This is a genomic window from Arthrobacter sp. Bz4, assembly GCF_003075455.1.
In the GTDB taxonomy this organism is placed as follows: Bacteria; Actinomycetota; Actinomycetes; order Actinomycetales; family Micrococcaceae; genus Arthrobacter_D.
Genome location: NZ_QDAE01000015.1, coordinates 1 through 21027 on the forward strand (window position 1 = coordinate 1; position 21027 = coordinate 21027).

22 protein-coding genes and 1 pseudogene are annotated in these 21027 nt (G+C 62.9%); 3 read left to right on the top strand and 20 right to left on the bottom strand.

Annotation, left to right across the window (positions count from 1 at the left end):
• Positions 1-214: 214 nt before the first annotated feature.
• The 17 genes and pseudogenes from DDA93_RS11560 to dacB all read right to left on the bottom strand — a co-directional run bounded on the left by DDA93_RS11560 (position 215) and on the right by dacB (position 15856).
• Positions 215-535, bottom strand: a complete 321-nt coding sequence (locus DDA93_RS11560; RefSeq protein WP_019483979.1) for an Lsr2 family protein — start codon at positions 533-535, stop codon at positions 215-217.
• Positions 536-662: 127 nt separating this feature from the next.
• Entirely contained in the window at positions 663-857 is a 195-nt protein-coding gene (locus tag DDA93_RS11565; protein ID WP_019483980.1) for a hypothetical protein, read from the bottom strand.
• Positions 850-2313, bottom strand: coding sequence for a lysine--tRNA ligase (gene lysS, locus DDA93_RS11570; RefSeq protein WP_083850973.1), 1464 nt, complete (start codon positions 2311-2313; stop codon positions 850-852). The genes DDA93_RS11565 and lysS overlap by 8 nt, the downstream gene beginning before the upstream one ends.
• Positions 2314-2459: 146 nt before the next feature.
• Positions 2460-3377 carry a pantoate--beta-alanine ligase gene (panC, locus tag DDA93_RS11575; RefSeq protein ID WP_024477160.1) on the bottom strand — a complete coding sequence of 306 codons (918 nt, stop codon included), beginning with the start codon at positions 3375-3377 and terminating at the stop codon, positions 2460-2462.
• Positions 3374-4306, bottom strand: coding sequence for a DUF2520 domain-containing protein (locus DDA93_RS11580; protein ID WP_237742162.1), 933 nt, complete (start codon positions 4304-4306; stop codon positions 3374-3376). Before DDA93_RS11580 ends, panC begins: the two co-directional genes overlap by 4 nt.
• A complete protein-coding gene (locus tag DDA93_RS11585; RefSeq protein ID WP_024477158.1) occupies positions 4272-5867 on the bottom strand; it encodes a PH domain-containing protein in 1596 nt (531 codons plus the stop codon). The genes DDA93_RS11580 and DDA93_RS11585 overlap by 35 nt, the downstream gene beginning before the upstream one ends.
• Positions 5864-6378 (bottom strand): annotated as a pseudogene (locus DDA93_RS11590) (PH domain-containing protein). Before DDA93_RS11590 ends, DDA93_RS11585 begins: the two are co-directional and overlap by 4 nt.
• Entirely contained in the window at positions 6371-6868 is a 498-nt protein-coding gene (locus DDA93_RS11595; protein ID WP_024477157.1) for a DUF3180 domain-containing protein, read from the bottom strand. Before DDA93_RS11595 ends, DDA93_RS11590 begins: the two are co-directional and overlap by 8 nt.
• Positions 6856-7371 (bottom strand): 2-amino-4-hydroxy-6-hydroxymethyldihydropteridine diphosphokinase, encoded by a 516-nt coding sequence (gene folK / locus DDA93_RS11600; protein ID WP_024477156.1) that lies wholly within the window; start codon positions 7369-7371, stop codon positions 6856-6858. Before folK ends, DDA93_RS11595 begins: the two co-directional genes overlap by 13 nt.
• Complete coding sequence (folB, locus tag DDA93_RS11605; RefSeq protein ID WP_026041228.1) at positions 7368-7757, bottom strand: dihydroneopterin aldolase; 390 nt, start codon at positions 7755-7757, stop codon at positions 7368-7370. The genes folK and folB overlap by 4 nt, the downstream gene beginning before the upstream one ends.
• An 8-nt stretch (positions 7758-7765) precedes the next feature.
• A complete protein-coding gene (folP, locus tag DDA93_RS11610; protein WP_024477155.1) occupies positions 7766-8671 on the bottom strand; it encodes a dihydropteroate synthase in 906 nt (301 codons plus the stop codon).
• Positions 8672-8685: 14 nt separating this feature from the next.
• Complete coding sequence (gene folE / locus DDA93_RS11615; RefSeq protein ID WP_019483990.1) at positions 8686-9303, bottom strand: GTP cyclohydrolase I FolE; 618 nt, start codon at positions 9301-9303, stop codon at positions 8686-8688.
• Entirely contained in the window at positions 9300-11411 is a 2112-nt protein-coding gene (gene ftsH / locus DDA93_RS11620) for an ATP-dependent zinc metalloprotease FtsH (protein WP_116778874.1), read from the bottom strand. The genes folE and ftsH overlap by 4 nt, the downstream gene beginning before the upstream one ends.
• 192 nt (positions 11412-11603) lie before the next feature.
• The gene (gene hpt / locus DDA93_RS11625; protein WP_024477154.1) at positions 11604-12155 is read right to left on the bottom strand and encodes a hypoxanthine phosphoribosyltransferase; all 552 of its coding nucleotides are present in this window, start codon (positions 12153-12155) and stop codon (positions 11604-11606) included.
• Between the two features lie 41 nt (positions 12156-12196).
• Entirely contained in the window at positions 12197-13189 is a 993-nt protein-coding gene (gene tilS, locus DDA93_RS11630) for a tRNA lysidine(34) synthetase TilS (protein WP_024477153.1), read from the bottom strand.
• A gap of 43 nt (positions 13190-13232) precedes the next feature.
• A complete protein-coding gene (locus tag DDA93_RS11635) occupies positions 13233-14381 on the bottom strand; it encodes a zinc-dependent metalloprotease (protein WP_019483994.1) in 1149 nt (382 codons plus the stop codon).
• 41 nt (positions 14382-14422) lie between these two features.
• Positions 14423-15856: a D-alanyl-D-alanine carboxypeptidase/D-alanyl-D-alanine-endopeptidase gene (dacB, locus tag DDA93_RS11640; protein WP_116778875.1), complete on the bottom strand. Its 1434-nt coding sequence runs from the start codon at positions 15854-15856 to the stop codon at positions 14423-14425.
• A gap of 142 nt (positions 15857-15998) precedes the next feature.
• Here dacB and DDA93_RS11645 point away from each other — a divergent pair, with 142 nt between their 5' ends.
• Both DDA93_RS11645 and DDA93_RS11650 read left to right on the top strand, forming a co-directional pair.
• The gene (locus tag DDA93_RS11645; protein WP_024477151.1) at positions 15999-16565 is read left to right on the top strand and encodes an inorganic diphosphatase; all 567 of its coding nucleotides are present in this window, start codon (positions 15999-16001) and stop codon (positions 16563-16565) included.
• A gap of 69 nt (positions 16566-16634) precedes the next feature.
• Complete coding sequence (locus DDA93_RS11650; protein ID WP_024477150.1) at positions 16635-17282, top strand: hypothetical protein; 648 nt, start codon at positions 16635-16637, stop codon at positions 17280-17282.
• A 14-nt stretch (positions 17283-17296) separates the two neighbouring features.
• Here the strand turns inward: DDA93_RS11650 and DDA93_RS11655 are convergent, their stop codons facing one another.
• Both DDA93_RS11655 and serS read right to left on the bottom strand, forming a co-directional pair.
• Positions 17297-18127, bottom strand: coding sequence for an HAD family hydrolase (locus tag DDA93_RS11655; protein ID WP_019483997.1), 831 nt, complete (start codon positions 18125-18127; stop codon positions 17297-17299).
• Between the two features lie 43 nt (positions 18128-18170).
• Entirely contained in the window at positions 18171-19457 is a 1287-nt protein-coding gene (serS, locus tag DDA93_RS11660; RefSeq protein ID WP_019483998.1) for a serine--tRNA ligase, read from the bottom strand.
• Positions 19458-19529: 72 nt separating this feature from the next.
• On the opposite strand from serS, the gene DDA93_RS11665 reads away from it, so the two are divergent.
• On the top strand, positions 19530-20630 hold the full coding sequence (locus tag DDA93_RS11665) for a diacylglycerol kinase family protein (RefSeq protein WP_024477149.1): 1101 nt from the start codon (positions 19530-19532) through the stop codon (positions 20628-20630).
• On the opposite strand, the gene DDA93_RS11670 is transcribed toward DDA93_RS11665, so the two are convergent.
• Positions 20627-20992 (bottom strand): hypothetical protein, encoded by a 366-nt coding sequence (locus tag DDA93_RS11670; protein WP_019484000.1) that lies wholly within the window; start codon positions 20990-20992, stop codon positions 20627-20629. The two genes, DDA93_RS11665 and DDA93_RS11670, sit on opposite strands and share 4 nt — an antisense overlap.
• Positions 20993-21027: the final 35 nt, after the last annotated feature.

Below are 21027 nucleotides of genomic sequence, written 5' to 3' on the forward strand. Positions count from 1 at the left end.
GATGTAATTGTGGTTGAGCATGCGGGCCTCTTCTTGGGCCAGCACTACAACACGACGGGCGCGGTCGGTAAATCTCTCAAACATGGGGCACACTCCTAGCTAACGCGTAATTCGATGCTACGTGTCCTGCACAGGCTTTTGGAGCGTGTTCGCCACAGGCGAGATATCACACCCACCTGCGACTGCGCCCCAGGGGGCGCAGTCCGGTTCCTCTTTAGCGCTGTGCTGCCCGGTAGGCCTCGACGATTTCGCTGTTGACGCGTCCACGCGCCGAGACATTGTGGCCATTGGCTCGCGCCCATTCACGCACCTGGGCTGCTTCCTGGTTACGGCCCGGCGTCGCCACCCGCGCTTTTACCTGCGTGCTACGGCGGGCCCCGGATACGTAATTGCTCATAGCGGCCCTGAGTTCTTTCGCATGGGATTTTGAAAGATCTATTTCATACTGCACACCATCAAGGCCAAAACGTACGGTTTCATCAGCTTCGCCACCGTCGAGGTCATCGATCAGGAGGATCTTTACTTTTTGTGCCACGGTTAGCTCCTGCGTTTTGTGCTGAATTTATATGTAACTCTAATTATGGGCTAGGCAGACAGTAATCGTCAAAGTGCGAAAAAATCCTACTTTTGGGAACTTTTTCGAAAAGGCGAACAGAACTACTTCATCGGGACTCTGCTGGGTCCTCGTGATCGGGCGTTGCAACTGGCGCTTCCTGCTGTGCCTGGGCCTGACGCTCCTCGGCCTGGCTCATTGCTTCGCGCTCAGCCCTATCCGCGTTGAAAATGGACCGCATGACAAAGTAAAAGATCGCCCCGACCCCTATCGATGGCAGCAATACCGCAACATACTCAAGCACGACTATCTCCAACTGGTTTCAGAATGGGAAACAGGATGGTTTCCCTAATACCTGCATTGGTGAACAGCATCACCAGTCGATCAATCCCAAGGCCGATGCCCCCCATGGGGGGTGCGCCATATTCGAGCGCGCGGAGGAAATCCTCATCGAACTGCATAGCCTCGTGGTCGCCGGCAGCTGCCTGCAGGGACTGCTCAACCAGGCGTGCCCTCTGCACCACCGGGTCGATGAGTTCAGAAAACGCCGTCCCTCGCTCCATTCCGCCGATGATCAGGTCCCACGCCTCAATCAGAGCGGGATCCTCCCGGTGCGGCCGGGCCAGCGGCTGGGCCGACGGAGGGTAGTCGTAGACAAAAGTCGGCTGGATCAGGGTCGGCTCAACCAGCTCGCCGAACAATTCGAGGACAAGCTTTTCGCTGCCCCATTCCGGCGCAATCTTCACCTGGTGGATTTCGGCGATATTCCGGAGCTCCTCAGCGGATGTCTCCGGAGTTACCTCGCTACCCACTACCTCCGAAAGCCCCGGGTACACGCCGAGCCACCGCCATTCCCCATCAAGGTCAATCACGCCGGCCTCTGTTTCGATGGTCCGTGTGCCCAGGATGTCCGCACAATTAAGAATGATTTCCTTCATTCGTTCGGCCATTCCGAACTGGTCGGTGTACGCCTCGTAACACTCCAGCATGGTGAATTCGGGGCTGTGAGTTGAGTCGACCCCCTCATTGCGGAAAATCCGGCCAATCTCATAGACCCGGTCTATTCCGCCGACGACCGCCCGCTTCAAATAAAGCTCCAGTGCGATTCGAAGAGTCATTTTCTGATCGAAAGCGTTGAGATGGGTTTCAAACGGTCGTGCAGCAGCACCGCCATGCACCAACTGCAGCATTGGCGTTTCTACTTCTACATATTCCAGCGAGTGCAGAGTTTCCCTAATGGATCGCACGATAGCGGCCCTGGTTCGAACCATCTCCCGCGCTTCTTCGCGCACCATCAGATCGACGTAGCGTTGCCTGACCCGGGTTTCCTCGCTGACTCCCGTATGCAGGGTTGGCAGCGGGCGCAGTGCCTTTGAGGCCATGCTCCACCCGTCCGCCATGACCGAGAGCTCCCCGCGCCTGGAACTGATTACTTCACCGTGCACTTCAACGTGGTCCCCGAGGTCCACCAGCGCTTTCCAGTCCGCAAGCGACTGGTCACCAATTTCGGCCAGGCTGAGCATGGCCTGGAGCCTGGCCCCACCACCCTCCTGCAGCGTCGCGAAACACAGTTTCCCGGTGTTGCGAATGAACACCACTCGACCCACCACCGACACCATCTCACCGGTGGTGGCTTCAGCGGGCAATTGCCCAAACTCTTTCCGCAGCTCGGCCAACGAGTGTGTGCGCGCCGGCTTAACCGGGTAGGCCTCATCCCCCCGTTCGAGCAGCCGCTCGCGTTTCTCCATGCGGATACGCATCTGCTCGTTGGTTTCGTCGGCGTTGCCCACGACATCGGCGAGGACTGATTCTTTGGCGGTGCTGGAATTATCTGGGGTCACGAGATATAAGTTTACCGGCTGCTTTTCGCCACCCGGATTTGCAGCCGATCAAGATCGCGGTTCGCTCAGGACCCCAGTGGAGCGTTATCAATTAGTCTGACCGTTCCAACCTTCGCCGCGATCAGCGCCAATGCCTCTCCGGTGAAGGGTGTCTGGCGGCAGTTGAAGGCCAACGGTTCGAGCGTCGAGGGGTGGACAACCTCAAAATAGTCCAGTTCCACCAGCGGCTGGCTAGTGACCAATGCCACTGCGGAGTCCAGGTCCAGCGGCTCATTCCGTTCCGCCCGACCCTCCAGGAGACGTAGCGCACGTGACAGCACCAACGCTGCTTCTTCTTCGGCCGCCGTCAGGAAACGGTTGCGGCTGGAGAGCGCCAGCCCATCAGCGGTCCTGACCGTTGGTACCGTGACAATTTCGGCGGGGAAGTCCAGGTCCCGAACCATCCGGCGGATCAGGGCAAGCTGCTGCGCATCCTTCTGGCCAAAATAGCACTTGAACCCGGCGTCAACTGTTGGCGCCGTAAGGTGCAGCAGTTTCGCTACCACCGTGAGCATTCCGTCGAAATGCCCTGGCCGGGCGGCCCCTTCAAACTTTTCACCGAGGGCACCGGAGTTGAGGGAAACAAGCGGTGGGCCGTCCGGATACATCACCGTCTCCGAGGGGGCAAAGACCACCTCTGCCCCGCAGTTGGCCAACAGTTCCAAATCCTGATCCAGTTGCCGCGGGTAGCGTTGCAGATCGGTTCGTTCACCGAATTGCAGCGGATTGACGAAGATTGAGGCGACCACTACGTCGTTGTTTTTGCGTGCCGCCCTCACCAGTGCCGCGTGCCCGTCGTGGAGGGCACCCATGGTGGGGACAAAGCCGAGGGTGGGACGCCGCTCACCGCGGGGTGTTCCCGGGCGTCGGTCGAGGAGGTCGGCGGTGGTCTCAGCTAGTTCGGCCGGGGTCCTGACCACCGTCGGGCGGTTCGAACCATTCACGAGGTGCCCAACGTATCGAGTGCGAGGGCATGGGCGATTGCCGCACCCTGTGCGTGGCTGAGAAGTCCCCGTTCGACGGCCCGTCGGGCGGTGGCAACCGCCAGTGAACGGTAGGCGGCGCGGATGTCCTCGGAGGGTTGGGCTTTCAAAGCCGCCATGTGCGCCTCGACGGTCCCTATGTCGCCGCGTGCCACTGGCCCGGTAAGCGCTCCCTCGCCTGCTGATAGAGCGTTTTCAAGTGAAGCCCGCATCAGTGGTCCGAGCATTCGGTGGGGTTGCTCAACGCCAATGTCAGAGAGCAGTTGGGTCGACTGAGCGGTGATCGTCACAAGATGGTTCGACGCGTGAGCCAGTGCCGCGTGGTACAGCGGCCGGTGAGCTTCTTCAATCGCCACCGGTTCCGCACCCATTTCGACTACCAGTGCCTGGGCGACCGGAAGCACGGCTGTTGGCGCGGTAATCCCGAAGCTGCAGTCGGGCAGGCGAGCGAGGTCAAGGCTCATGCCGGTAAAGGTCATCGCAGGGTGCAACGCCAGCGGAATGGCTCCTAGCTTGCGGGCTGGGTCCAGCACCGAGATACCGAACCGCCCGGAGGTGTGGGCAACGAGTTGCCCGGGCTGCCATGCCCCGAGCACGGCCAGACCCTCGACGAGTTCCGGAAGCGCATCATCGGGAACCGCGATCAGGACCAGCTCGGACCGCTCGATGATCTCCGGAATCTCCAGCACCGGCACGCCGGGCAGGAGCATTTCCGCACGTTCCCGACTCGCCTCAGAAACAGCCGACACCCCGATAATTGCGTGGTCGGCGGCGCGCAGGGCTGCACCGAGCACCGCTCCTACCTTGCCGGCGCCAATGACTCCGACCCCGAGTCGGCCCGGGCGCCGTGCCCCGCTACCGCTCGCCATCTCGAGGGGTTCCTTCCTCATCCACCGACATTTCCTCTAGCTCCTCAGGTTCGTCGTCCGGTCGTGTCGCTCCGTCATAGGTTGGCGGCGGTGGCATCAGCGTGGCGTCTGCAACCTCCACCGGCCTCATCCACTGCTCCGGCAGACTGCGGCGACGCGCCTCAGCGGCGCGGATGCCCTGTTCGTGAAAGAGCCGCCAGGCGGTGTCCTCATCGACCTGCTGGATCCGTGGGCTGACCGGCCCCGGAGTGGTATGAAGCAACAGGTCGACGACCCGGAATCGCCTGTACACCGGCCCCTGGTGAAGTGCCAGCGATTGGGTCCGTTCGTGCGGGACCACGGCAAGGTTCCGCCAGAAGAATCCCGACCGGATCAGGAGAGCCGTCCTGGTGACCGCGAAGCCGTTGCGGCGCCATTCCAGCGGCCCAATCCACCGTGCACGCCGCGGGGTCGAGAGGAACCCGGCCCGGCTGTCTCTCCCCTCCATTCCGGCGGCAAAAACGTCGAGGGGTTCGTCAGTGCCGGGGTCTGGGAGGACCAGGGCCAGGATCTGTAGGACGTCCTGCCGGGTGCCTACGGGCAGGAGCGTTGCCCGCGCCTGGGCGTCTCCCGATGCTGAAATGCCGTATCCGGCTACGTTGACTGTCATCCGGTACCAGCCCTTGGCCCGCCAGAGCGGGGGCTGGGTAATTCCGACCGCCTGGATTCGCCCGGGTGGGACAGTCTGTGTCCGGGTATCCAGCAGCCCGTAGCGGACCCGGATGCCGTCCGGGGAAATAGCGGCCCGGAAGTTGAACCCGTTCTTGATGCTGCTCCAGTAGCCTCCGGCAACACCCAGGCCCAACGGTATTATCACCGCGAGCGGCGCCGCCTGCTCAAGGATCACCGCCAGGACAACCACCACTGCCACACCGATGATGAGGAAGATGGTGGTTCCTGAAAGCAGCGCGGCTGCGATCACCCGCCCGGGTTTCAGAGCCAACACCTCGCGCTCGGGTGCCTCCTGAATATCGTCGGGGTTATCGGGGTCAATGCTGACCCCCGCTGCCCGGGCCAGGATGGTGGCGCGCAAGCGTTGCGCATCGCTGAGTTTGAGGAATGCGAGCTTGACAGCGGACTCGCCTGCGTCAGCCACTTCGAATTTCAGTTCCGCCAGGCCAAAGACCCGCGCCAGGAAGGGTTGCACCACGTCGATGGCCTGTACCCGGTCAAGCCGTGCCTGCCGGTTCTGCCGAAACACTATCCCCGAGTTGACCTTCACATGCTCGGCCGTCACCTGATAGCGCGTGAAGTACCACGACAGGAGGAAGCCAATCGCGACGAGCACCACGATCCCGGCAATGGCGGCGATGGTCCACGGCAGCCGCGCCCCGCCGTCGGACAGGTTGGGAATACCATCACCGCTGAGGAGGCTCTCAAACAGGTCTTGGCCCGCAAAAAAGGCGACTGCGATCAACGCAATCCAGCCCCGCACCAGTGGGGAAATTACGTGCACCCGGCGCCATTGATTGTCGGAGGTCGCCAGCAGTGACTCATCCGGAACGACCGGGTCCTCATGGGGTGTCTGGTCGTGGGTTGTCACAGTCCGGCCAGCTTCGCCTCACCACGGGCAGAGAGTTGCTCGCGCAGCCGTGCGCCTTCGTCTGCTGGCAGCCCCGGGATGGAAGCGTTGGTGCCGGGGGAAGCGGTGTGCATCTTCAGGGTGCATAATCCGAAGGCCCGTTCGATTGGGCCGACAGCGACGTCCACGTACTGCATCCGCCCGTAGGGCACCACCATGGTCCGTTGGTAGAAGACCCCGGTACGGATCAACAGGTCTTCGTGCCGCTCCGCGTAGCCGATAGCCCTGACCTGCCGTGCAGCAGAATTCCTCGCCAAACGGAAAGAACCAGCGCCCCGATCGGCAGGGCCCAGGCTACCCACATGGGTGGGAAGCCCCACCAGATGTCGGTGAGACGCAGGATCAGGGGAATGCTGAAGATGGCGACGTTGATGATCGTGCCGATCACCCAGCCGAGCAGGCGCACCCTCAGATACTTCGGTGATACCCGTGTCCACTCCAGACCGGCCGGATCAATAGGTTCCTTACGCATACTCCCCCTCGTCATTGCGACCACTTTCCCCGTCAACGCCGGTGGCGCCGTCGTCGGGCGGCAGCCGGCAGAATCCCTGCACCATCAGCCCCACAACGATCATCACCATGCCGCTGGCCACCAATGCGACCGTGCCCCAGACTGAGGCTGTCACACCGCGCACGGCGACGAGCGAAAGCTGATCCACCAGAATGCCCAGGTGCCAGCCGGCGTTCAATGCGCCAGCGTACGCTGTCGCCTGGGCCAACACCACGGTGCGGGCGGCCAGGATGGGGTTGAGCGGCCGGTCGCGGCGCCCGTTCCGCCAGCGCTGGACCCGGATCCCGAAGGTGAGCGTTACGGTCAGGATGGCCGCCACCGTCAGCAGCGAACTCAGGTGCAGTGTCGGAACCGGAAAACCGTTCCGGCCCGCCCACCAGTTCATCATCCAGCCACCAATACCGGCAACCACTCCGAATGCTGCCAGCCAGCCGACCTTTAGGGTACCCACTGAGTGTCGGCCCCCTCATACGGTCGGATTCCTGTGCGGTCCGCGGTGTCATTGACCAGCTCGGTTACCAGGCGCCCGCCCAGCAGCGCAGTAGAGTCCATCCAGGCCCAGGGTTGCAGGACAAATGCCCGCTCGGCTGCCCTGGGATGCGGGATGGTCAGTCGCTCGTCGTCTGACCTGAAGTCGCCGAAGGTGATGATGTCGATGTCGAGAGTCCTCGGTCCCCACCTGACGTCCCTGGTCCGGTGATGCTTTTCCTCTACCGACTGACAGTGGGCCAGGAACTCGTAGGGTCCCAGATCGGTTTCGACTTCGATCACCATGTTCAGGTACTCCGGCTGATCCGCCGGACCCCCGACCGGGATCGACCGTACCACCGGTGAAACCTCACGCAACCGCACCCGGGCGCTGTCCACCAGGTCGGCGACGGCGAGGGACAGGGTGCTGTGACTGTCGCCAAGGTTGCTCCCCAACGCCAGCACCGAGCGCACCCGTTCGGTCACGAGGCTTCCTGGCCGATCCGGGTGCGCACTAGCGAAACAGCGACGTCCCCAAACGGCACCGGAATCGGCGCCCGTGGTTTGTGAACCGTTACCTGAACCGTCTCGGCCGGGAACGACGCGAGAAGCCGCGACGCTATCCGTTCGGCTAGCGCTTCGATGAGGTTCAGGGGGTCGCCGGTGATGACCGCGGCAACCTGCTCAGCGACGTCACCGTAATGTGCGGTGGTGGTGAGGTCGTCGGTGGCGCCCGCCTCGCGGAGATCGAGATGCAGGACGACGTCGACGACGAATGGCTGACCGTCCCTGCGCTCGGACTCGAAAACGCCGTGGAAACCTACTGCGGTTATTCCGGTGATCGTGATGGTGTCCTGCTGGACCGGTGTCATGTCGGGACCTAGCCGGTCCACGCGGCGGAAACCTTGACGGCGTCCAGGTTGGGCCCCACCTCATGCACGCGCACACCCCAGGCGCCTGCGGCCGCGGCCAGCGCCGACACCGCAACGGTTGCCGAGTCGCGCTCCTGCGGTGCGGCTGCTTTGCCCGCCGAGGTGAGGAGCGTCCCCAGGAACCGCTTACGTGAAGCACCGATCAGGACCCGATGGCCCAGCGCGTTGAACCGGTCAATGGCGCGCAGGATTGTCCAGTTGTGGGCCTCATCCTTGGCAAACCCGAGGCCTGGGTCAAGGATGATCTGGTGTGGCTCCACACCGGCTGCGACGAAAGCGTCCCGAACCTGGCTCATTTCGGCGATCACCTCGTCGACGACATTTTCGTACTCGGCGAGTGAGCCCATCGTCGCGGCCGTGCCGCGGCGGTGCAGCAGAACGTAGGGCACCTTCCGCTCAGCAATCAGGGCGGGCATCTCGGGGTCGTAGTCCAGGCCGGAAACGTCGTTCACCAACGCAGCGCCGGCGTCGAGCGCTTTCCCTGCCGTCGAGGCGTGCATGGTGTCCACGCTGACGAGGGCACCGGCCTTCACCAGGGCCTTAACCACCGGCAGGATCCGTTTCTGTTCCTCGTCCGGACTGACCAGGTCAGCGTTGGGGCGGGTGGATTCGCCCCCCACATCGATGATGTCCGCGCCGGCGTAATGCATCCTGAGGCCTTCCGCGATAGCCTCATCGGCGCTGGTGAAGCGCCCGCCGTCGCTGAAGGAATCAGGGGTGATGTTCAGTACACCCATCACGAGTGAACGGTCGGTGGGTAGGTCTGCCAGGGTCTTCGCCACTCTGGAGACCCTCAGGACAGGAATTGGTGATGTGGCGGGTCCGGTTCCCGGCGCCGCAGCGAGTGAATCCATCGATATGTGGTGTCCTATCTTCCGAGTATCAGGCTCATGGCTTCGGCACGGGTGGCGGGGTCGCGCACCTGGCCGCGGACGGCTGAAGTGACAGTTTTCGCTCCAGGTTTGCGAACTCCACGCATTGACATGCACATGTGTTCGCACTCGATAACCACAATGGCACCCTTTGGCTGCAGGTGCGTCATGAGCGCCTCAACAATCTGGGTGGTCAGCCGCTCCTGCACCTGGGGGCGGCGCGCGAACACTTCCACCAGCCGGGCCAGCTTACTTAGCCCGGTGACACGCCCCTCCGCCGAGGGGATGTACCCGATGTGGGCTGACCCGTGGAAAGGAACCAGGTGATGCTCGCAGGTGGAGTAGAACGGGATGTCCTTGACCAGGACCAGCTCTTCATGATCAATTTCGAAGGTGGTGGAGAGGATTTCCGCTGGGTCCTGATGGAGCCCCGCGAAGAACTCGGCGTAGGCCTTTGCAACCCGTTTGGGGGTTTCCACCAGCCCGTCCCGGTCGGGGTCCTCTCCAATGGCAGCAAGGATTTCCCGCACTGCACGTTGGATTCTGGGCTGGTCTACTGGGGAACCGGCCGCTTCAAGGGCCGCCGAGAACACCTCGTCGTCGAATTCGGTCACTGAACCAATCCTACGCGGTACCTGCAATCCCACCGTTTAGGCTGGGAACTCTCTGCGCCACCTTTGCCGGGTGAGCCTTCGCCGGACTCGGGCTCAGGCAGATCGTTGCCGTGAACATCAAAGTCGCCAACGATTTGCGCGTCAGCAATCTGATCCTGGGGTGCAACGGTCTCGGGTGCAGGTTCGCCGGCCTCGCTGGCCTCCTCGCGCTCCTTCTTTGAGACCACCGGAGGCAGGGCGTGTACCGGACGGGAATCCTTGGACAACCAGACGTCGCGCAGGTCACGCTTGCGGATTTCGGTGAACACCTCCGCGATTTCCGCCTGGTTCAGTGTCTCCCGCTCCAGCAACTCCAGCGCGACACGGTCCAGCACATCCCGGTTCTCGGTCAGAATTTCGTACGCCTCGTCATGGGCGTTGTCGATCAGCCTGCGGATCTCTTCGTCGACGATGTACGCGATGTGATCAGAGTAATTGCGCTCGTGACCCATGTCCCGTCCGAGGAACGGCTCACCTCCACCCTGTCCGAGCTTGACCGAACCGATCCGCTCGCTCATCCCGTACTGGGTGACCATTTTGCGGGCCGTGGCAGTTGCCTTCTCGATGTCGTTGGATGCACCAGTCGATGGGTCGTGGAAGACGATCTCCTCCGCTACCCGGCCGCCCATGGCGTAGGCCAACTGGTCCAGCAGCTCATTGCGGGTGATCGAGTACTTGTCGTCGCTGGGCAGCACCATCGTGTAGCCCAGGGCGCGGCCACGCGGGAGGATGGTGACCTTAGTGACCGGGTCGGTGTTGCGCAGGGCGGCCGCTACCAGGGCGTGCCCACCCTCGTGGTAGGCGGTGATCTTGCGTTCCAGTTCCTTCATGACCCGGCTGCGCTTCTGCGGTCCGGCGATCACCCGGTCAATCGACTCGTCAAGTGCCCGGTCGTCGATCAGTTGGGCGTTTGAACGTGCGGTCAGGAGGGCCGCCTCGTTAAGGACGTTGGCCAGATCAGCGCCGGTAAAACCTGGGGTCTTCTTGGCTACCGAACGGAGGTCCACCCCCGGAGCCATCGGCTTGCCCTTGGAATGCACCGTGAGGATGTGTTCCCGGCCCAGCATGTCGGGTGCTTCAACCCCGATCTGCCGGTCGAAGCGTCCGGGCCGAAGGAGCGCAGGATCCAGGACGTCGGGCCGGTTGGTGGCAGCGATGAGGATGACGTTCGATGTTGCATCGAAGCCGTCCATTTCAACCAGTAGCTGGTTCAGGGTCTGCTCGCGCTCGTCGTTGCCGCCGCCGACGCCGGCGCCACGGTGGCGTCCGACGGCGTCGATCTCGTCAACGAAAATAATCGCGGGCGCGTTCGCCTTGGCCTGCTCGAACAGGTCACGCACCCGTGAGGCGCCCACGCCGACGAACATTTCCACGAAGTCGGAGCCGGAGATGGAATAGAACGGAACCCCCGCCTCGCCGGCTACCGCTCGGGCCAGCAGGGTCTTGCCGGTCCCCGGGGGACCGTAGAGCAGTACGCCCTTGGGAATCTTGGCACCGAGGGCCTGGAACTTGGCCGGTTCCTGCAGAAATTCCTTGATTTCGTGGAGTTCCTCGACCGCCTCGTCAGCGCCGGCGACGTCATTGAAGGTGACCTGCGGCATGTCCTTGGTGACGAGCTTCGCCTTGGACTTGCCGAACTGCATCACCTTGGATCCGCCGCCCTGCATCCGGGAGAGCAGGAACCAGAAAATGGCGCCGATGATCAGGAGGGGCAGGAGTAGACCGAGCAGGCTGGTGAACCAGTTGCTTTCGGCTGGCTGATCAGTGAAACCGTCGACGTCGGAGGTGTTGATCGCTGCAACCACGTCCTCCGCACGGGCGGTGCTGAAGAAGAACTGGACGCTGCGGCCCATATCCTCGTAGTCGTCACGCAGCGTGAGATCAACCCGCTGGTCGCCGTCGTAAATCTTGGCCTGCTCCACCTGGTTGTCGTTCAGCAGGTCCAGCCCAACATTGGTGTCAACCCGCGAACTGCTGGTACTGAACAGGTTGGGCAAAATGATCAGCAGCGCCACCACGGCGAGCACAATCCAAAAAATGGGCCCCTTGAAAAGGTTCTTAAATTTCATTCGTCTCAGGGCTGCGAGACCCTGTCCCTCCTGCTTAACAAACCAAATATCGCTTACGGCAACGCGGTCCGCGCGCAACGAAAGCTGCTACCCAAGCTTTACACCGTCTTCACACAACCACGCACCAAATTGCGCATAAGTTCCCTATGGGCGGACAGATTTCGAGTGTGCCCGCCCCGCTGGTGACCCGGTCTACTCGTAGACGTGCGGGGCGAGGGTACCGATGAAGTCAAGGTTGCGGTACTTTTCTGCGAAGTCCAGGCCGTAGCCGACCACAAACTCGTTGGGAATGTTGTAGCCGACGTACTTCACGTCGATGCTGACCTTCGCGGCTTCTGGTTTCCGCAGGAGGGTGCAGATCTCAACGGAGGCCGGTCCGCGGGACTGCAGGTTGGACTTCAGCCAGGAAAGGGTCAGACCCGAGTCAATGATGTCCTCCACGATAAGGACGTGCTTTCCCATCAGATCGGTTTCCAGGTCCTTGAGGATACGCACCACCCCCGAAGACTGGGTGCCAGATCCGTATGACGATACCGCCATCCAGTCCATGGTGACGTGGGAATGCAGTGCACGCGCCAGGTCAGCCATCACCATTACTGCGCCCTTCAGTACACCGACGATCAGGATGTCCCGGCCGGCGTAGTCGGCGTCTATCTGGGCCGCCAGCTCGGCTACGCGCTGCTGGATTTCCTCTTTTGTGTAGAGAACATGCTTGAGGTCGTCATGGACGTCCTGTGAATCCACCAATTGCTCCTGAGGGTTTGGATAGGGCGGCACCGAAGGGCTTAGGAAAGTGCGCGGTTGTTTCTAAAGACAAGACTGCCATAGCTTGGGTCCCCTTGGGGAACGGATTTCCCGCGCACCTGACGGTGCACGCTGATGAATCCGCCAAGTTGCACCGGGCCGGCAGAGCCACGGCGCTCCAGCAACGTCTCTGTCGCACGGATCCTTTCAAAACTCGGCTGTTCCCCGCCGAGCCGGACGGCAGTGAGGGCCAGGACGCGCTGCCGGAGGGATGGCGGCAGCGCGCGGAGTGCGTCTTCGGGGAGCAGGATGTCGTTGCCGTCGAGCACGTGCAGTTGCTCATACTTTTCCAGGCTGACCCGATCCAGATAGTCGGCGTCCTGCGCCAGAATGCGTGAGGTGCGATACAGTGCCCGGGCCACCCCTGGGCCGAGCTGGTCTTCCAGGTAGGGCAGTACCTGGGTTCGGACCCGGGAACGAGCGAAGCTGGGATCAGAGTTTGACGGATCATGCCAAGGTTCAAGGCCCTCGAAACGGCAAATTTCGACCGTCTCCTCACGACGCAGTCCCAGGAAGGGCCGAAGGTAGCGGCCGCGCTGGGCCGGCATGCCGGCGAGGGACCTGGTGCCGGATCCGCGCGCCAACCCCAGCAGCACCTGCTCCGCCTGGTCATCAAGTGTGTGGCCAAGGAGCACCGCTGACGCACCCAGTTCGGCTGCAGCCGCGTCCAGAACCCCGAACCGGGCCGTACGCGCCGCCGCTTCCGGTCCCATGCCTGTCTGGTCGACAGTGACTGCCCGTACACTCACCGGTTCCAGCCCCAGCTCTGTGAGCTTGGTTGCCGTCTGCGCGGAGACCGCTGCACTGTCTGGATGGAGGCCGTGATCCACTACCACCGCTCCTACCCGGTACCGTCCGGAGCGGGCTGAGTGTGCTGCGACGGATGCCAGTGCCAAAGAGTCGGGTCCTCCGCTGCAGGCCACCAGGATGAGAGACCCCACCGGGGTTCCCCCCGATTCAAGGGCGTGTTGCAGCAGGTTGCGGGCGTTGGCCACCACCGGGCTGAGCCGGGGTCGCCTAACCACCGTTGCGCAACCCCATCCGGGCGATCCACTTGTCAGGGGCATGGATTTCTTCCTCAGTCGGAAGGTGCTCTGCACTGGTCCAGACGCTGTTGAATCCCTCCATACCCACCCGGTCCACGACCCGACGCACAAACCTCGCACCGTCGCTGTACTGCCGCATCTTGGCATCGAGCCCAAGGACCCGCCGCAGGAATTTCTCCACCGGGCCGCGTGACTTTCCCCGCGCGTTGAAGCGGCGGCGAATGGTTTTGACGCTCGGGACGATGCTTGAGTCAACGGCGTCCATCACCACGTTCGCGTGCCCTTCGAGGAGGCTCATGACGGCGGTGAGGTGTGACATGCGAGCCTTGTCCTGCGGATCCTGGAGCAGGGAGAGGATTCCGTTGTCGCTGTCTTTGGGGTCGCTGTCTTTGCTGTCACTGTCGGTGGGAGCACCGCCGCTGGTGAGACCCTTTGCCGCCTTCGCCAGTCGGTCGGAGAGTCCATCCGCCTTATCCAGCAACCCCTCGGTCAGCTCGGAAATGTGCGCCAGCATGTGGTCCTTCAACCAGGGTGCGGCGGCGAACTGGACCCGGTGGGTTTGCTCGTGAAGGCATACCCACAACCGGAAGTCGGCAGGCTCTACGTTCAGCTCACGCTCCACCGCAAGGATATTGGGTGCTACGAGCATCAGGCGCCCGCCTGATCCGTTTTTCGCCGGCCCGAAGGGGTCGTATTGTCCAAGCACCTTTGAGGAGAGGAAGGCCAGGATTGCACCGAACTGGGCACCGGTGAGGGTTCCGCCGAGCGCGGCGCTGGCGGTGGTGAGCTGCTCCTTTTTGGTGCGTGAAAGATGCTCCAGCGCTGGCGCCATCAGCGCCTGGAAGCTCTGGGTGTTTGCCTTCGCCCAGGACGCCCGATCCACGATCAACAGATCGGAGTCCCGCAGGTCCTTGGCGGCGTCGAGCCCGGTGATCTGGTGGACGTAGCCGATCGATGCGTCAGCAGCGGCGCGGAGTTCAGCGACAACCTCGGCAATCTCCCGTGGACTGACCTGCGGCCCAGCGGACGTGAGTTTGGCTGCGCTAGCGGCAGCCAGCTCCCAGTTGATGAGTTGAGGCGGTGCCTTGTGGCGGACAGTGGACGAAAAGTTGCTCTCCATGTGGTCCATTCGACCACACTAGCCTGTGAAGATTGGCGCAGCTATCGGCAACCGCAACCCGCGATGGCCGCTGCCGTCCGGTCGATTGCGGTACGCGCCGCGACAGTGTTTCCGTCCAATTCTCCGGCAATAAACGAGAACACCAGAAGCCGTCCGTCAACAGTGACCACGTACCCGCTGAGCGCGGTCACCGCGTTGAGTGTTCCCGTTTTTGCTCTCACCAGACCGGCGCCGTTAGCGGCAGGACCCTGCAGCTCATACCTATCCTGCAGGGTGCCGGATAGTCCAGCAATCGGCATGCCCCCCAGGGCCGCGACGAGCGCAGGATCTTCGGAGATTGCCAAGGCCCGCACCACTGCGGCGAGCTGAGCTGGCGACACGTCGTTGCGCGGCGAGAGCCCAGCAGCGTCGCCGACTACCAGCCCCTCCCCGGGCACTCCCAACTGGCCCAGGACGCTATCGATGGTATCGGTGGCGCCACCAAACGATGCCGGCTGGCCAGCGGCTCCCGCCGCCAGCCGGGCGAGTGTCTCGGCGAGATAGTTGTCGCTGGTGAGAAGCATATGCTCAACCTGTTGTTCCACGGTTGCCGATGCGACCGCTGCCAGCTCGACGGCGTCGGCAGGCGCTGAGGCCCGAATGACTTCCGCCGCCACCTCCACACCGGCTTCGCTGCCAGCGGCGGCAAACGCCGCGCTGAAGGCCGTTGCGGCGTCGAATGCCGCGTCGGCTGAGCGGGGCCCCCGGGAGACGCCCTCTTCCACCCATGACGAATTGATCGCCAACGGGTAAATGGGACTTATCTCTCCTGCCGCAATGTCTCCCGGCAACCATCCTGCGTTGAGTGTGGGTCCCACGAACATCGTGTCATCGAGCAGGATGGTGAACGGCCCGTCAGCCGGGTCCACCGCGTCGAGGGTTTCATTGGCAAGGGTTTGCAGGCCGGCATGGCCCACCACCGCGTCCGGATCCGACTCCCCGGCGGACAGCAGCACGTCACCCCCAGCAACCAGCACCAGCTCGCTGCTTCTCGCACCGGCAACCACTGTTGTTTCGAACCGCCGCTCGGCTGAAAGCTTGGTCATCGCGGCGGCGGCGGTGAGCAGCTTCTGATTGGATGCCGGTAGCTGGTGAGCATCCCCATCCTGGTCGAAAAGGACATCGCCGGAGATGGCGTCCACCACCACCCCCGACAGGTTCCCAGGGCCGTCGAGCATGAGCTCGGCTTCGAGGGCTGCCGTCAGGAGCCCGGGATCTGGGAGCGGCGCTTCAGGGTCGAGTGCCGCTACGTGTGCAGGCGGAGTCAGCTCCGACGGCGGTATCTGGAGCTCAGGGGTGCTGGGCTGCGGCGTGGCTGCCGGCTCTTCGAGGGCGCGCACCACCGATGGAACAGCGGCAAACCCCAGGGGCACTGCCAGAACCGCGAACACGGCAACAAGGAGGGCTGCGGTGATCACGCGTGCGCCGCGGAGCATCCAGGTCCCCCAATCGATTGGCTGTCACACTGGTTCGAACCCACGAGATGCGCCCTCACCCTATATGTTTAAGATTAGACCGACGCGGCAGCCTTTGAGGCACACCGCCGCGCTGCCCCACAGGATTCCACAGGAGAGTGCCATGAACCTCGACGTCACCATCGAGATCCCCAAAGGATCACGCGTCAAGTATGAAATCGACCATGAGACGCACCGGCTACGCCTGGACCGTGTCCTCTTCACCTCAATGCAGTACCCCACCCACTACGGCTACTTCGAAAACACGCTCGGTGAGGACGGTGATCCGCTGGATGCGATGGTCATGCTCCAGGACTTCGACCTCCTCCCGGGTGTGTTGGTCGAGTCGCGTCCGATCGGCGTCTTCAACATGACCGACGACGGCGGCGGTGACGCCAAGGTGCTGTGCGTTCCCACCGACCCGCGCTTCGATCACATCAAGGACCTCTCGGATGTGTCACCCTTCCTGCTGGAAGAGATCAAGCATTTCTTCGAACGATACAAGGACCTTGAGCCCGGCAAATGGGTTGAAGCAGCCGATTGGGCGGATCGGGAAGCCGCGGAGGCCGAGGTGGAGGCCTCACTGAAGCGGTTCCAGGACCTCGGGGAACAGCGGGAAGAGGACGAGCCACAGGGCCGCGACGTCGACGCCGATGTCGAGAACGCCACCACCACGCCGCAGGGCCGCTAGCAGGTTCAAAAACAACGTTTTCCGGTTGATTACACCGGTTAAGAGCATGGCTTCAGGCATACTGAAGCCATGCTCTACGTCTTAACGATCAACCAGCGTGACTCCCGTGAGGTGGGTGACCTGGTCAATGATCTACTGCGCGGGTTGCGTCATGTCGAAACCGTGGTGCCATTCCAGCGGTCAACGGGCGATGAACTGCAAGGTGTCGTCGATAACGCCACCACTGCTATCGACGTCGCGCTTACGGCCCTGCGTCACCGCCGATGGCATGTTGGGATTGGCGTGGGTGGCGTTCACTCGCCCATCCCTGAAAACATTCTCGAAGCCCAGGGCTACGGCCTGGTGTACGCGCGACGGGCGGTCACCCGGGCGCAGAAGACCGGCGAACGCATTCCATTGGCCGTGGAGGGACCTGACTCGCAGGTAGCGGCGGAGGCTGAAGCGGTGCTTCGGCTGTTGGGGCAAATTGTGTTCACCCGGACCGAGGCCGAGTGGAACGTGCTGGATCTGCTGACCCCGGGCGCCCGGGGTCAGCAAAAGCTGATCGCCGCGGAACTGGGTATCACCACCCAAGCGGTCAGCAAGGCGGTGGTCAGGTCGCACTGGGTGGAGGAATGGGCAACCCGTCCGGCGGCCGCCAGGCTCCTCGACCTTACGGCCGGTCCGGCGGCGCTACCACCAGCGACGCTGCCCTACGAATCGGGCAGCGTCTACTGACTGGGTGCCGCGCGCTAGACGAGGGTGCGGAGGACCTTCGCGGCACCGTCGTCGTACACGCTGGCCGTCACTTCGGTTGCTGCCGCGAGCACTTCATCGGGTGACTGTCCCATCGCCACACCCCTGGCCGCCCACTCGAGCATCTCGATGTCGTTCCGACCATCACCGATGGCAACAGTGCCGGACGGGTCGATACCCAGACGTCGGCGAAGCAGTTCAAGAGCACTCGCCTTGGTGACACCAGCCGCGGCAATATCCAGCCAGGCCGTCCACCCCACCGAGTAGGTGACACCGTGCAGGCCAATCGCCTCGACCGCCTCCCCGAACTGTTCGGCAGTGCTGTCCGTGCTGAACACCACCACCCGCACCGCGGCAGCGTCGAGCATTTCGTCGAAGTCCACCGTATGGGTCTCGGCGCCGAAGCTGGCATCCTGAAACCGTTCGGTGGCAAGGAAATTTCCCTCGTCATCCTCAAGCGCATATTTGGCGGTGGGCAACTTCTCCCTCAGCGCGACGAGTGCTGGCCTGGGATCGAAGGTGACCCGATCAATAATTTCGAATCCGTGGGCCAGTGTCGGATCGACGCGTAGTGTCACTCCTCCGTTGGAGCACACGCTGTACCCGCTGGTGATGCCGATCTGTTTGATGATGGGCAGCGCCGCTCCCAGTGAGCGTCCCGTGGCGATGATGACCTGATGCCCAGCGTCGACAACCGCCCGCGCGGCATCACGGACCTCTTCGGACATAATTCCCTCGTGGTCCACGAGGGTACCGTCGACGTCGAGGGCGATGAGTTTGCGTTCGGTCTGCCGGTCCTCGATGCCTGCAGTGGAGAATTCTTTCATTACTCCAGTGAACCAGACTCGCTGCTCCCCGGGGTAGGTCGGCTCAGGATGCTCCGAGGACCGGGAGCACTTCCAGCCCGCCCAGGTAGGGACGGAGCGCCTGCGGAACCGTCACTGACCCATCGGCATTCTGGTGGTGCTCGAGGATAGCGACGATCCAGCGGGTGGTGGCGAGCGTGCCGTTGAGTGTTGCAACTGCCCGGGTGCCCTTCTGTCCCTCCGGTTGCCGCTCCCGAATGTTGAGGCGGCGGGCCTGGAAGGTGGTGCAGTTAGAGGTGGATGTCAGCTCGCGGTAAGCCTCCTGGGTGGGAACCCAGGCTTCGCAGTCGAACTTGCGGGCGGCGGACATGCCCAAATCCCCGGCGGCAGTATCGATCACCCGGTAGGGCAGTTCCACCTTGGCGAGCATTTCCTCTTCCCACGCGAGCATGCGGGCGTGCTCCGCGTAGGACTCTTCCTCGGTGGTGTAAGCGAACATTTCGACCTTGTTGAACTGGTGGACCCTGATGATTCCACGGGTGTCCTTGCCGTGTGAGCCAGCTTCCCGGCGATAGCAGGAGGACCAGCCGGCATAACGGACCGGCCCGCCGGAAAGGTCGAGGATCTCGTCGGAATGATAGCCCGCCATTGCTACTTCGGAAGTGCCCACTAGGTAGAGGTCATCCTCCGCCAGGCGGTAGATTTCGGCGTCGTGGGCGACGTCGAACCCAGTACCCTGCATGATTTCCGGGCGAACCAGCGTGGGGGTGATCATGGGGGTGAAACCAGCCTGAATAGCCTGGTCCATGGCCATGTTCAGCAGCGCAAGCTCCAGCCGGGCACCAACACCCTTGAGGAAGTAAAAGCGGGACCCCGAGACCTTCGCCCCCCGCTCCATGTCGATTGCACCGATCAGCTCACCGATTTCCAGGTGGTCCCTGGGGGTGAAGCCTTCAGCGCTGAAATCCCGTGGAGTGCCGACTGTCTTGATGACCTCGAAATCGTCCTCGCCGCCGGCCGGGACGCCGTCCTGGATGGCGTTCGGCAACCGGCGAAGGAGTGAGTCCTGATCCTGCCTGGCCGCTTCAGCCTCGACTGCCGCCGCCTTGACTGAGGCGGCAAGCTCCTTTACCTCTGCGAGCAGCGCCTGCTTTTCGTCACCTTTGGCCTGGGCGACCCGCTTTCCGAAAGCGTTCTGGTCTGCCCGGAGGGATTCGGCGCTGGTTACCACCTCACGACGGCGGGAATCAGCCGAAATGATCGCATCCACCAGCGCAACGTCGGCGCGGCGGGCTCGCTGCGAGGTGCGGAATTTCTCAGGGTTTTCGCGGAGTTCATTAACATCGATCACGAGCCAAGACTATCAATGGCGCAGGACGATTATCCCCGGCAGACACTTCATGGCGATACGCTGAGGTGCATCATGCCGATTCGCCTGATTCTCCTCTTTGTCCTGGCCCTTGCCGCTGCCGCCTCCGCAATGAGCTGGCTGGGGGTCCGCCGGTTGCATTCCCGGCAGCATCCAGCTCCGACGGCGCTGCCTCGCCTCCCGGCCCCGACGGGCCGCCAGCGGGTGGCCCTAATCATCCACCCCGGAAAACTCAACGCCGATCTTGCGCGCGGCCAGGTGGAAACGGCATGCGTTGACGCCGGGTGGGACCCGCCCCTGGTCTTTGAGACCACGGTCTCCGAGCCGGGTTTTGAGCAGGCGAGCCGGGCGCTGCGGGAGGGGGCCGACGTCGTCATCGCCGCTGGTGGTGATGGGACGGTTCGTGCCGTTGCCCGGGCACTGGCGCATCAGGATGCGGCGCTGGGGCTGCTGCCCTTGGGGACCGGGAACCTGCTGGCCCGCAATCTGGGGATTCCCGTGTCGGACCTGAAAGCCAGCGTGCGCGCTGCACTTCACGGCGACGGGCGGCGAATTGATATGGGCCGTATCGAGTTACACAACGAGCAGACCGGGTTCCGTGCCGAGCACGTCTTCCTGGTGATGGGTGGCGTTGGACTTGATGCAGTGGTCGTTGCGGCGACCAGCGACGTCCTGAAAAAACGGTTGGGTTGGCTGGCATACAGTGAGGCCGGGTTCCGCAGCCTCCCGGGGAGGCGCCAGCGGGTGAGCATTAGCCTCGACGGTCAGCCCGCTCAGAGCCGGAAGGTGCACAGCGTGCTTTTCGCCAATTGCGGGCGGCTGCCGGGCGGCATCGAACTGATCCCGAACTCGACCCTCGATGACGGTTATCTGGATGTTGTGGTGATGAGCCCGCGCAGCATAGTGGGGTGGATCTGGTTGGGGACCAAGATTGTCTTCCGCCCCCATAGCGTCATCCCGGTGATTAACTATTATCAGGCACGACGGGTCACCGTGACGGTAGCGGATCCTACAGAGACCCAGCTTGACGGCGACCTCTCCGGAGCCGTCACCTCACTTGACGTCAGCATTGATCCTGGCGCGTTGCTTGTCAGGGTCCCATCGTTCCCTGACCTGCAACGCACCAGATCAATGGCGCGAAGGACTAGGAGTTAGCGGGTGCCGCGGTCAGTGTCGGAATCCGTGTATTCTCCCTGAGGCCCGGTACCGTCCGCTGGATCTTCCTCGACGTCCGTGTACTCGCCCTCTTTCTCGGGGTCCTGGTCGCCGGTGTAGCCGCCTTCGGTCTCTTTTTCTTTCTGACCGCCGGTGTAGCCACCGCCGGGGATTGGCTCAAGGTTCTCGCTATTCGAGTCCGGGAACTCCCCTTTCGCCTGGCTGTTGATGAGCTGCTGCTCCTCGGAGAAGCGCAGATCATTGGCCTGGTCTCCGGCGTCCCCGCGGTAGTTTTCGTCAGAGGTGGCTCCGCCGCCCTCGTTTGGGTTGACGTCGCGTCCGTCGTTAGCTTGCTCGCTCATGGTGCGCCTTTCGTTGAACGGTTGCGCCGACCCCG

Coding starts and splice junctions, on each gene's coding strand:
- lysS (WP_083850973.1), bottom strand. CDS start 2,313: ATGCGTATCCGCATGGAGAAACGCGAGCGGCTGCTCGAACGGGGGGAT.
- DDA93_RS11580 (WP_237742162.1), bottom strand. CDS start 4,306: ATGAGGAAGGAACCCCTCGAGATGGCGAGCGGTAGCGGGGCACGGCGC.
- folB (WP_026041228.1), bottom strand. CDS start 7,757: ATGACACCGGTCCAGCAGGACACCATCACGATCACCGGAATAACCGCA.
- folP (WP_024477155.1), bottom strand. CDS start 8,671: ATGGATTCACTCGCTGCGGCGCCGGGAACCGGACCCGCCACATCACCA.
- ftsH (WP_116778874.1), bottom strand. CDS start 11,411: ATGAAATTTAAGAACCTTTTCAAGGGGCCCATTTTTTGGATTGTGCTC.
- DDA93_RS11635 (WP_019483994.1), bottom strand. CDS start 14,381: ATGGAGAGCAACTTTTCGTCCACTGTCCGCCACAAGGCACCGCCTCAA.
- dacB (WP_116778875.1), bottom strand. CDS start 15,856: ATGCTCCGCGGCGCACGCGTGATCACCGCAGCCCTCCTTGTTGCCGTG.
- DDA93_RS11645 (WP_024477151.1), top strand. CDS start 15,999: ATGAACCTCGACGTCACCATCGAGATCCCCAAAGGATCACGCGTCAAG.
- DDA93_RS11650 (WP_024477150.1), top strand. CDS start 16,635: ATGCTCTACGTCTTAACGATCAACCAGCGTGACTCCCGTGAGGTGGGT.
- DDA93_RS11655 (WP_019483997.1), bottom strand. CDS start 18,127: ATGAAAGAATTCTCCACTGCAGGCATCGAGGACCGGCAGACCGAACGC.
- DDA93_RS11665 (WP_024477149.1), top strand. CDS start 19,530: ATGCCGATTCGCCTGATTCTCCTCTTTGTCCTGGCCCTTGCCGCTGCC.
- DDA93_RS11670 (WP_019484000.1), bottom strand. CDS start 20,992: ATGAGCGAGCAAGCTAACGACGGACGCGACGTCAACCCAAACGAGGGC.